7 protein-coding genes are annotated in these 11,428 nt (G+C 63.1%); 5 read left to right on the top strand and 2 right to left on the bottom strand.

Going from position 1 to position 11,428, the window contains the following annotated elements; genetic code table 11:
- Positions 1-130: 130 nt before the first annotated feature.
- The 3 genes from QHF83_RS51730 (at position 131) to QHF83_RS51720 (ending at position 3,471) form a co-directional block, all read left to right on the top strand.
- Entirely contained in the window at positions 131-868 is a 738-nt protein-coding gene (locus tag QHF83_RS51730) for a JAB domain-containing protein (RefSeq protein ID WP_282425584.1), read from the top strand.
- 122 nt (positions 869-990) lie between these two features.
- Positions 991-2,142 (top strand): site-specific integrase, encoded by a 1,152-nt coding sequence (locus QHF83_RS51725; protein ID WP_282425583.1) that lies wholly within the window; start codon positions 991-993, stop codon positions 2,140-2,142.
- A 462-nt stretch (positions 2,143-2,604) separates the two neighbouring features.
- Positions 2,605-3,471 carry a hypothetical protein gene (locus QHF83_RS51720; protein ID WP_282425582.1) on the top strand — a complete coding sequence of 289 codons (867 nt, stop codon included), beginning with the start codon at positions 2,605-2,607 and terminating at the stop codon, positions 3,469-3,471.
- Between the two features lie 175 nt (positions 3,472-3,646).
- Here QHF83_RS51720 and QHF83_RS51715 read toward each other — a convergent pair whose 3' ends face one another.
- Positions 3,647-4,528: a hypothetical protein gene (locus QHF83_RS51715; protein ID WP_282425581.1), complete on the bottom strand. Its 882-nt coding sequence runs from the start codon at positions 4,526-4,528 to the stop codon at positions 3,647-3,649.
- Between the two features lie 522 nt (positions 4,529-5,050).
- On the opposite strand from QHF83_RS51715, the gene QHF83_RS51710 reads away from it, so the two are divergent.
- Together QHF83_RS51710 and QHF83_RS51705 are read left to right on the top strand one after the other, a co-directional pair.
- Positions 5,051-5,692: a sigma-70 family RNA polymerase sigma factor gene (locus tag QHF83_RS51710; protein ID WP_282425580.1), complete on the top strand. Its 642-nt coding sequence runs from the start codon at positions 5,051-5,053 to the stop codon at positions 5,690-5,692.
- Positions 5,693-5,699: 7 nt separating this feature from the next.
- A complete protein-coding gene (locus QHF83_RS51705) occupies positions 5,700-10,562 on the top strand; it encodes a protein kinase (protein ID WP_282425579.1) in 4,863 nt (1,620 codons plus the stop codon).
- Between the two features lie 360 nt (positions 10,563-10,922).
- Here the strand turns inward: QHF83_RS51705 and QHF83_RS51700 are convergent, their stop codons facing one another.
- Complete coding sequence (locus QHF83_RS51700) at positions 10,923-11,201, bottom strand: hypothetical protein (protein WP_282425578.1); 279 nt, start codon at positions 11,199-11,201, stop codon at positions 10,923-10,925.
- Positions 11,202-11,428: the final 227 nt, after the last annotated feature.

The raw sequence follows: 11,428 nt of genomic DNA, 5'->3' as shown, positions 1-11,428 counted from the left end.
CACACCTGCATATGTCGCCAGCACGAAAAATGTACCGACCGCTGGACCGCACCTCGTCGATTGATCCTACAAAGTGGGATGTTGGAGCTGATGGACCTACTGGACGGTTTATGGGATGAGTTCTAGTCCCGTGAGAACCGTACAAGCGAAGTGGAAGACCGACAAGAGGCAGGGCGGAACCCCTGCGTTTCCCCGCGCGAAGATGCCGCTCGACGTGGCACGCGCGAGCATCATGACCCTTCTCGCGCTCGTGGTCGGCCGGGCGGGGCGGGTGCATCCTGGCACCCTCGAAGGGCTCGGCGCGCTGGCGGCGCTCGGACGCATGGCCCCCGCGGCGCTCGCGCGGCGTGTGCAGCTCCGCAAGGATGAGGCGACCCGCCTTGCCGCGGCCTTCGAGCTTGGCCGGCGCGTCATGAGGGACGCGGGCGCGGAGCGGTACGTCGTGCACACGTCGAGGTCGGTTGCCCGTTGGTTCCGGATGGTGCTCGGCCCGCTCGTGCACGAGGAGCTTTGGCTGCTCGCGCTCGACGTTCGCGGGGGCGTCCGGGGTACGCGGTGCATCGCCCGCGGGGGCATATCGGGGGCAAGCTTCGGCCCCGTCGATATCATGCGAAACGCCTTGGAACTCGGCGCGTCGTCGTTTGTCCTCGTGCATAACCACCCGAGCGGACAGACCGAGCCTAGCTTCGATGACTTGATTCTGACGATCCTCGCGTACAACGCGGGCGAGGTATTGCGGGTGCCGCTCTCGGACCACGTCATCGTGGCCGGGGGGCGCAGCTACTTCTCGTTCCGTGACAGTGGCTTGCTACCGGTTGAGCCGGTCGACCCGAAGCTTTGGATTCCCTACCTCCGGAGGGCCGCATAGCCATGCCGCGAAAGAGAACGGGAACCGCGACTCGCCATGGCGACCATTGGGACATCCGCATCACGCTGTCGGACGGCAAGCGCTCGAATCGGATATGCATGCCCCCGGGGATGTCCGAGGCCATGGCACGCGAAAAGGCGAAGGTCCTGACCGAACGTGCCGCGAAGGAAAACGCGACGCGTGCACCCGCGGGAACCGCGAAAGCGGCATCGGGTGGCGAGACGTTGTCCGCGTACGTCGAGCGCTGGTGCGCGGTGCGGAAAGCGCGCGGCATCGTCACGGCCGAAGAGGCGAGCGGCATTCTCGGCAAGTGGCTCGACCCTCACGTGCTCGAAAAGCCCTTGGCGGACGTGACGCGAGACGACCTCGAAGCGTTCGTCGAGACGCTCGACGGAGCCGTGCAGGACGAGCGCATTGCGTGGAAAACGGCCGTCAACGTGTGGGGGCTCGTGTCGAAGCTTTTCCGGGACGCGTGCTCCTCGAAGGTGCGCGCATTGCGGGTGCGCGACACGAACCCGGCGCACGGCGTACCGGGCCCGGAGCGCGGGGTCAAAAAGGCGAAAACGTACCTCTTCCCGGCGGAGTTCCTGACCCTCGTGTCATGCGAGGGTATCTCGCTCGCCTGGCGGCGCTCGATTGCCCTCGCCATCTTCCTCTACATCCGGGCGAGCGAGCTTCGGGCGCTCCGGTGGGAGGACATCGATCTCGACCGATGGGTGATGCACGTGCACCGCGGGCAGGACCGCGAACGGCAGGCGAGCACGACGAAGAGCGAGACGGCGCGCCGGTTCTCGGTCGAGCCGCACGTCCGCCCGCTCCTCGAAGCGCTGCACGCGGAATCCGGAGGGCAGGGCGAAGTGATTGCCATCCCGGATGATCGTCACCTCGCCCGGTCGCTCCGCGCCTTGCTGAAAAAGGCGAAGGTCGAGCGCCCCGACCTCTTCGTGCGCGACCGCACACGGAAGAACCTGACGTGGCACGACCTCCGGGCGACCGCGGCAACGTGGCTCGCCATCCGAGGCGAGAACCCGTTGACCATCATGCAGCGGCTCGGACACACGGAGTTCCGGACCACACAGATCTACATCCGTGAGGCGGAAGCCGTGCGAGACGGGTTCGGGGAGGTGTTCCCCCCTCTACCGGACGCGCTGCTCGGCAGCGGCGTTTCGTCCCGGAAACGTCCTCGGATGGTGCAAGTATGCGAAAAGATTGTGGAGGCGCCGGGAATCGAACCCTGCAATGGAATCGGGCGAGTCTGCTGGAACTGGTCGTAATTGTTGGGGTTTGTTCCTGCAGGGTGGCCCGGCGTCGTCCCTCTGAAGTCCCCTGAATTTCGCCGGTGTTCGTGGGGTCTGGGCACGATTTTGGGCACGGTCGGGCGACCGCGGACTGCGGGGGAGGGCGTTCCGCACGACCACGCTAAGCCCCCAGGGCCGCTCTTCGCCATCATGTTCCTCGCCCCTGTCGATGCGGTCATGCTGACGGTCATATCCCCCGACGATGCTCGCCCGGACGGAGAGCTCCCCGACAAGGGCTGCGCTGTCGACCACGGCCGCGCTGAGTAGAACATGTCGCTTCCGGAAATTAGGGAACTCGAAGGTACGGCAACCCATCGCATGGGATGGATGATGCAAGACGGATCGTCTGCCCATCGTCGCGGCACTCGGGTACGCTCGACTCCCAGCCATGAATCTTTAGCCCCGCGTCGCCGTCGTCCAGCTTGAGACCAATCCCGCATGAGAGACCGGACACGTCAGATTTGCGAAGAAGCACACCAGCTTGGCTTGGCGCTGGGTTTCGATGTGCGTCGCGAAGTCTCGGACAGTGTGCTCGCCCTTCGGCTGGATGGCGCTTACACCCCGCGAGTGGACCTTTTGTGGTCGGTCGGGCTGTCAGACGGGCAAGCGAACGCCATCGGAGAGGTCACCGGGCACGAGCCAGAGCGACTTCTTCACCTGCCGGTCGTTGGTATCGAGGTCGAGGGCACGACTCCGTCGACCAAGACGATGGCGGCAAATGTAGCGAACATTGCTGCTCTCGGCACGAAGCTGGGGCTCTTGATCGTCTCAGAGGAAAGCGAAAAAGGCATCTACCGCCGTGCGGCCAGAGCCATTCGAACGGTTCGTCGCTCGTTCGGGGACATTGGAGTGGTGCCCATGGATGCGTCTTGGCTCCGACAAGTCTCTGGGCGATCCTGGTCAGCCGGGCGAAGCGCAGTGGTGCCTCCGCCGAGTCGAAGCCCCGCGGGAGGAGAGCGGCTCGATTGGACGGCTTCCACACGTAGCTGGCTACGTCAACTGGGCACGGATGCTGGCTTCACTGTAGCCGAGCCGTACATCCCCGGGGTGCTCAACGCCACATTCGAGGCGGAGCGCCGCCGTCGAAGGGACCCGCTCCGACACCTCGTCGATCCTTTGACTGGTAACGTTGACGAGATGAGGAAGACTGGTGACTTCCTGACGGAATGTCAAATCGACCTTGCCTGGCTTCTGCCCTTCCAATGGCGCTTCGAGAATTTCTGGAGACTCTATCAGCACTGGATCCTTTCAGCCGTGAGCATGGCCTGCTCTACCCCGAGCTTCATGGGCACGTCGCAGTTGTAGGCTTCGAATTAGATTCCACCACCGGTAAGCACGCGGCTGGAGGATTGCTCAACCTGGCAGCGTATTGCATAATCGGTGTAGGAATTTCGCCGACGGAGCAGCGCGGGGCGGTGCTCGACGACATTCTGCATCGCTACCGTCCGACGCTTGGATTACGAAACGTTCGCGGCCTCGTTCACCCGTAGTCTGCGGCATCGATCACGACATCGACAACCATGCGCTCGTCGCTCCTCGTTAGCGCCAGGACGCGCTCGAAGTCCGCTCGTTCACGGTTGGACTCTGAATGGTAGTAAGCGATGCCAGAGGCCCATGTCCGCACGGATGGGATCTCCCGTGCGAGCGAGAGCCAAGGTAGGCGCCAGATATTGGGCGAGTCGGTACTGTGCGGGTGCTGGAGCACGATTGTCGGCTGGAAGGCATCCACTTCGGCCTTCATCGCCTCACATCGCTTGCGTCGTAGACCGTCGGGGGATTGGTTTGCGCGACCTCTCGGGCTCCACATATTGAGGTCGTGGCATCCCAGGACGAGGAAGCGTTCTCCTGCCATACTAAGCAGGTGTGTTTCGAGATCCACCACGTGGACGAGAGTGCGTTCTTGTCTGGGCGTGGGGTACGATTTGCCAGTCCACCGGATAATGGATGCGCGGGAGACATCGTACACAGCGACCAGCTCGGTGTGGATGCCTCCGGGACCGTTCAGGACGTCTATCCCAATGGTAAGCACGTCCGCTTTGCCCATGGCGCAAAGGAGGATGTCCTCTGTCACGATGCCGACCAGGACAGTCTCCGCATAGTTCGTCAGGACTTCGAGATCCTGGGCGCGAGAATGCCATCCTGCTGGCACGAGCACGCCTTTAGGCCATGGGGCACGGACGAAGCCACCTGGAGTAATCACGCACTTCGTGCGCTTGGCAATGGGCCACTTGTGCGTGAAAACGTCGAGCAGGATGTTCCGCTGTGCAGCGTGGGCATCGGGCGTCCTGCCTCGGGAGACAATCCTCACCACCGAAACGCAGACATCGAAGACGTCGCGGATCGTTCGAGGCTTGGCGTGCATTGGGGGGGCTCCTGCTCGGGGGCCACAGGATTGGTGCGGCCAGTTTCAGACGGATATACCATCAGCGCTCGCCGGCATGAAGCTACCCCGCACTTGCGTGAGCCGGATCCACGCGGCGAAGAGGGGGACGGCGATCTTGATCCCTTCCCGCGCGAGGGCGCGCATGGCCGTATCCGCGCGGAGTGGCCCGTCCGCGCAGGCGAAGAACCTCCCGCGTCGATGGGCATCTGGCGGAGTGCCTTGTGCGAGCAGGCCCCGTCCCGGACCGACGCGCGCGAAGCGTTGCCCCTGACGTGACACAGCCCACTCGCCGCCGGGGTCCTCCTCCGCCAGAGGCGATGAACCCTCGCCACCGGTCCGGCCGCAAGCACCCACCCGGCGGAGGGCTTCCACGGTCGAGCCTGGGCCGGGACGTTCGACGTGGCGCTCCTGCACAGACACGGTGATTTCTCGCACACCGTGTCGTTTTTCTGTCACCTCGCTCGTCGTCTGGACTCTCCTGGGGTGAAGGGGAACCGGGCCATGACGGACGAGGAGCTGGAGCAGCGGGTTCTGGGGTTGCTGGCCGAGGGGAAGCCACGGGAGGCGGCGGAGCTCGCCGTGTACGGCGAGCCCAAGGATGCGCGCCGGGGTGGGCATGGAGAGAGAATCTCGGGTTACTTGCGCGGCTTGGCGCGGAACGAGGCCGACGCGGACGACGCCTTTGGCGACTTCGCGATCGATGTCGTGAAGGGCATCCGTACGTTCCAGGGCAAGTCCTCGCTGCGAGCTTGGCTGTACACTGTCGCGCGGAATGCGTTTCTCGCGAGCCAGCGCCGTGGAGGGCGCCGCCGGGAGGAGCCCCTCGGCGAGGGGGACGAAGCATCGAAGATCCGGCAAGAAGCGCGGAAGAGCACGACGTCCTGGCGCAAGACAGACAAACGGGATGCGCTCGTGGAGCTGCGGAGGGAGCTCGACGAGGAGGATCAAACCATCCTCATTTTGCGCGCGGATCGGGGGTTCTCCTGGAAGGACGCCGCACGCGTGATGCTCGGCGAGACCGACGTTGTCGACGAGGAGGCGCTCAAGCGCGAGGCGAACCGCGTGAAGAAGCGGTACGAGCGTGTCATCGACGAGCTGCGGGAGAAGGCGATCACGAAGGGGCTCTGGAAGAGGGAGGGATGAGGTGATAGTGCGCGACGAGGAGATCGAGGATATCGATCGAGAGCCGGGATCCGCGTCGGACGACTTCGCGCGCCGCATCGGTCGCGCCTCTCCTGCGCCCGTGCCATGGCAGGCGGCGGAGGGGGATGTCATCGCCGAGCGGTACGTGCTCGAAGCGAAGATCGGGGAAGGCGGCCTGGGGGTCGTGCACCGGGCATATGACCCGGTCCTCAAGCGCAAGGTGGCGATCAAGCTGCTCGGCGTGGTCGAGGACAACGAGACGTTCTTGCGGGAGGCGCGGGCGACGGCGCGGGTGCTGCATCCGAATGTCGTGACGATCCACGATTGTGGAGTGGAGGTGCGCACGGCGTATCTCGTGCTCGAGCTCCTGGAGGGGACGACGCTCGCGCGGCGCGTGGACGGTCGGGAGGCGATGCCGCTGGCCGACGCGCTTCCGATCCTCAGCGACATCGCTTCCGCACTGACGCGGGCGCACGACAACCTCGTGACGCATCGGGATCTGTCCTGGAACAACGTGTTCCTGACGGATGACGAGCAGGTCAAGGTCCTAGATTTTGGTTTTTCGAAGCTCGCCGAGCAAAAGCGCAGGAGGAGCATGGCGCGTCGGCTTCGCTCGGAGGATGCGGGGCTCTCGGCGACGGATCCGTGGTTCGTCGGAGGGACGCCAAGGTTTGCGCCGCCGGAGCAGCTCGTGGGCGAGGATGTTCCTTTCAAGGGCGATCTGTTCAGCCTGGGCGTGCTCGCATTTCGTTTGCTGACAGGTGAATTCCCGTTCCCTGGAGACACGCTCGACGCTTATCAAGCCACGTTGCTCACGAAGGCCGCGCCGCGGCTGCGTGACCGGTTGCCGGGCGCGCCGCGAGAGCTCGACCGTCTCGTAGCGGAGCTGCTCGATCGGAGCCCGGAGACGCGGCCTGCGACGAGGGAGGTGCGTGATCTGCTGCGCGCGCTGCGGGATGAGCTCGCATCGACAAGGAAGAAGCCGAAGCGCTCGCCTTCAGTGCTAGGGGAGCCGTTTCGTCCGCTGTGTACGTTCGAGAAGGCGGATGCTCATTTGTTCTTTGGGCGTGATCGGGAAGCGGCGGCGCTGGAGAGGGTATTAGCCGCCAAACGACTCGTGGTGCTGCACGGGGTGAGCGGCGCGGGCAAATCCTCGCTCGTGCGCGCGGGCCTATTGCCCAAACTCGGGGATGATGTGTTCGTGATGACGGCCGAGCTCGGCGCGGATCCGACGCGCTCGCCGTTGGAGATGCTCAGGGATTGCGTTCGGGCCGAGCTGAACATGCTGGGCGAAGCCCCTACCCACGAGGGAGTTGATGCATTGCTCGTGGCACTGGGGCGGCGGGAGAAGCGAAAGGTGCTCCTCGTGCTGGATCAATTCGAGGAGGTTTTCCTGGCGCGGAGCCAGGAGCGGTTTCAATCGGAGACGCTAGAACTTGGCCAGGTCCTCCAGCGCGTGCTCGAGACGACGCAGGTCGCAGTGCAGTTGTTGATCGTGATCAGGACGGATTATCATGGGCACCTCGAATGCCTCAAGCCCGCGATGCCGGGCATTTTGAGGAATGGGGTGTTACTCCTGCCCCTCGATGCGGATGCGACGAGGAAGGCCATCGAGGGGCCGTTCGAGGCGGCTGGCTTCGAGTTTCCTCGTGGGCTCGTGGAGGAGATGATCGTCGACCTGTCGCAGGAGGGGGCCGTGAGCCCCGTGGAGCTCGAGCTGGTTTGTCATGCGCTCTACGAGTGTGGCTTGGCGACCGGCCAGCGTGTCCTCGAGCGTGACGACTACGATCGTCTTGGGGGTGCGGGGAAGGTGCTCGGGCAGCATCTCGCGCAGCTCGAAAAGCAGTGGTCTCCAGAGCGAGTGCATGTGGCACGAGCCATCTTGTTTCGGCTCGTGTCGAACGAGGGCGTGCGCATGGCGCCGATGAGCGCAGCGGCTCTGACACGCGCGACGAGCATACCAACAAGCGACATAGAGGAGACCCTGGAGCTGTTGCGGAAGGCACGAATCGTCGTGCCGCTGCGTTTGTCGAGTGGTGAGCACGGATACCGAATTTGGCACGACAAGATGGCGCTCGCGGTGTGGGAGAGGTTGGGCGCGAGGGAGCGACGAGAGGTTGCTTTGCGAGATGCGTTGCGGACCTTGCAAAAACACGCGCCGGAGGGTTCGATTGCGTTCGGACTGTGGTGGTGGGCAGGGAAGCACGCGGATCGAGCGGTGTTACTCGCGTGGTATGCGGAGGGGGCGCGTGGGGCAGATGATACGGAGAAGGCGTTTCTCGAACGTATCAGCGTTTGGGAGCGGAGGCGGTCGCAGGCGCTGTGGCTTGGGATCTGTTGCTTGGTGGTCATGCTCCTGCTGGCGAGCGGTGGTTACGCGTTCGTGCAACGAAACAGGCTACGGATTCAGGAGCTGGAGGAGGCCAAGCTGTCGCTGGAGAAGATCAAGCTGGCAACGGAGAAGGCCTGGATGGTGGAGAACTTGGCCGAGCGAGAGCTCCAGCGCGACCCTGGCAAAGCAATGGCATGGCTTGTGGAACAAGCGCTACCGCAGTCAGAATTCGGCTTTGATAGCGATTGCATTGGTCATAATCAATGGCTGATCGCGCAAGAGGCATGGCGCAGCGGAATCGGGTGGGTCGCAGCGCAACATGAAAAGAAGGTTCGGCACGTCATGTTCTCTCCTCCCGAGCTTCTGTGGATGCAGGCGGCGGGGGTCAAGGAGTGCAAGAGATGCTGGCCGGCACGAAAGCTCTTGTTTTCGGTGGGCGAAGAAGGAAAGGTTCGTGTGCTCGACTTGGAGCTCGGAGGAAAGGCTGAGTTGTTGCGGGGAGGGTCAGAGTTTCCGGTTTCGCATGTGGTGCTATCGCCGAACGGCGAATGGCTTGCAGTTGGCGATGAGGCGGGGGATGTTCATACGTGGGAGTGGAAAGAAGACAAGAACGCCTGGGCACATCACGTACTCGCTGAATCCGACTCGTGGCACTCAATTACCGCCATGGATGTCTCTGCGGACGCTGCACATCTGGCGCTTGGTCGCGACGACGGTACCATAGAACTTTGGGACGTGTCGGGTTGGAAACTCATATGGACTAACCGCGAGTACCGAGAGCACACTCCTGACCCCGGTAACACCATCCGCACGCTCGCGTTTTCTCCTCGCGATGGAAGATTGTTCGCGCTTACTTTTTCCGGTGTGCTCATTGAAATCGACGTCCGAAACGGCAAGAGCATTCCCGAACGCAGTGTACTTAGCGATATTCCGCACTTTCGCCCTTCGTTTTCACGCGAAGGGGACCGCTTCGCCATGCCCTTCCGTACCGACCGCAATATTATTGTAGGAATTTTTCCGATCGTCGATGCGTCAGGACAGCCTCGTGGAGGTTTGGAAGCAGAGGATGAACTGCTTGGATTGAGGTCATTGGATGGGCAGCTTGCGTGGGGGTATGAATCACGAAGCCGGATACGCCTCGTAACAACAGATTATCACGGTGTAGTCGAGGTCCAGAACGCATATCCCTCGCGGAATCGTCGCTACAATTGGACTCGCATGTTTACCCGTGTTCACTCTGCCGGGATGGTCCCGATCGTGGTTTCAAGAGACTACTCTTGGCTTGTAACGGGAAGCGAGGATAAGGCGATTCGCATGACCCCCCTCGAAACGAGCCGGGTTTACATGGACGATATCGACCGCGTGTTCCGGGGTCACGAGGACGTTGTCATTTCCGTAACGTTGTCTCCAGACAACCGTTTTCTGGCCAGCGGCAGCGCCGATGGCGAGGTCCGAATTTGGGAGGCACGAGTAGGTGCCCCCTTGAGAACTTGGCGGCACGGCCCTCGTAGCGACGAGATTGCACCCAAATCCGAGCGACGCATCACGACAGGCTTCAGGCACGGCGATCACGATTCAAAGCTACGTGGAGACGGTCCTCCAATTCGCGGACGCTGCGTCATGACTGACGGTAGTGCCGTGACGGGCTACGCAGATGGTGAACTGGTCTTGTCGAGTCGGTCCGGGAACCGTCATAAATCATGGACAAGCAAAGAGCCGGTAAAGGGCCTTCTTTGCTTACCAGATGGTCGGATAGTTCAGGCAGGAGAGGCATCCTTGCAGGTTTGGCACAAGGAGGGCAACCCCATGGTCCTCGCGCACTTCGCGACTCAGGGCCCCGTGCTCGCATCGAATGCTGGTGGTGCCGTCGTGTCGGGCTCGTCCGATGGAACCATTTCAATTTGGGATCTGGACACCAAGACTCGACGAGCATCGGAGCCGTTTCTCAAAGCATCCATCTCTGGCATCACGGCCATGGGCGAACACGAGGTCGCAGTCGGGCTCCGGAACGGCGATATATGGTTCTGGGATTGGGTGACTTTCCAAAAACACACACTCGAGCCGGCACGCCAGGGAACCATCGCTTCGATTGCAGCCTTCGTCGACGCACGCCTGATGGCCATTGGCGCCGAGGACGGAACGATCCGCCTCCAATGGGTCGACTCTGGCGCCTCACGCGACTTCCACGGGCATCAGAAACGTGTCGGTGCCGTCCAATTCTCGACCGACGGCCGCTTTCTCACCTCCAGCAGCTCAGAACCCGCCATTTTGGCTTGGCCCCTGCCCCCCACTGACCGTTCGATGTTCCGCGCTTGGCTCAACGACCACACGCCCTGGACCATCCAAGACGGCAAGCTCGTTCCCAAACCCGTCCCCGCCCTCTCCACCGGCTTCGGCGGCCCCGAGCCCCCTCGCCCCACCGAAGCCTGCATCGAAGCCTGCCGCAAGGCCCAACCCAACGACGGTCCTCCCGACGGCGAGACCATGGAGAGCTGCGTCATCAAGCAGCTCGTCCCCGCCTGCGAGACAAATTTTTAAAATTAACACGCCCAGCGCGTCACGTCCTCCCGCTTCCGCACTCATGACAAATGAGCCCCGAATTGCTCCCCGAACGCAGGAGGTCGACCATGCATCGCAGCCGCCGCAAAACCGAGCCGCAGCCCCCTCCCGCGAGTGAGGTCGTCCGACGCGCCGCCGAAGGCGCTCGCGCCCGCCTCGCGGAAGCACAAACGCACCTCGACGCGCTCACGCGGCGGAGCGCACGCTGCGTGACCATCGACTTCCCAGCCCGCCCCCCGATCGCCTGCCTCGATTGTCAGATCTCGCGGCGCAACTGTAAATGACCACCTAACGTTTGCAACCTGGCAGCTTTGAGCGATTCCGTGATGAGGCACCAGGTCAAGCGAATACGTACTTGATCGCCTCGTGCACGTGAGGCTCGCGCACGCTGTCGCTGCCTGCCATGGCCGCGACGGTTCGCGCAACGCGCAGCACCTTCGGCCAGTCGTTCGGCGACACCCCGCGCCGCTCGGCGAAGCGCCGGAGACGAGAACTCCCTCTCTCACTCCCAGGGGCCATCGCTGCCCGAGCCGCGCGCGCCGTGGTGCCCCGCCTCCTCACCACCTCGCTCCGCTCCGGCTTGGCCACGTCGAAGACCGGCGGCAAGACCACCTGCATGTCGAAGTAACGATCGAGACGGACGCCATCAAGAATGGCCTCTCTGCCAGATCACGCTCGTCGGACCGCTTTGCACGACGAGGACCCGCAAGGTCGAGCAGTATCCGTTCGGCAACCCGCATCATGGCGCTCTTCCGGACTGCTGCGTAACATTTCCCCTCGATGCGGCGGCATGACGAGTTCGTCAAAAATGAAGGTGCAGAGGAGGCAACCGCCACGAAGACCGC

This window comes from Polyangium sp. 15x6 (genome assembly GCF_029960785.1).
Taxonomy (GTDB): domain Bacteria; phylum Myxococcota_A; class Polyangia; order Polyangiales; family Polyangiaceae; genus Polyangium.
Note: the sequence above shows the minus strand (reverse complement) of the source record. Positions and strands in the feature narration are given on the sequence as shown.

Coding starts and splice junctions, on each gene's coding strand:
- QHF83_RS51715 (WP_282425581.1), bottom strand. CDS start 4,528: ATGCACGCCAAGCCTCGAACGATCCGCGACGTCTTCGATGTCTGCGTT.
- QHF83_RS51700 (WP_282425578.1), bottom strand. CDS start 11,201: ATGCAGGTGGTCTTGCCGCCGGTCTTCGACGTGGCCAAGCCGGAGCGG.
- QHF83_RS51710 (WP_282425580.1), top strand. CDS start 5,051: ATGACGGACGAGGAGCTGGAGCAGCGGGTTCTGGGGTTGCTGGCCGAG.
- QHF83_RS51725 (WP_282425583.1), top strand. CDS start 991: ATGGCACGCGAAAAGGCGAAGGTCCTGACCGAACGTGCCGCGAAGGAA.
- QHF83_RS51720 (WP_282425582.1), top strand. CDS start 2,605: ATGAGAGACCGGACACGTCAGATTTGCGAAGAAGCACACCAGCTTGGC.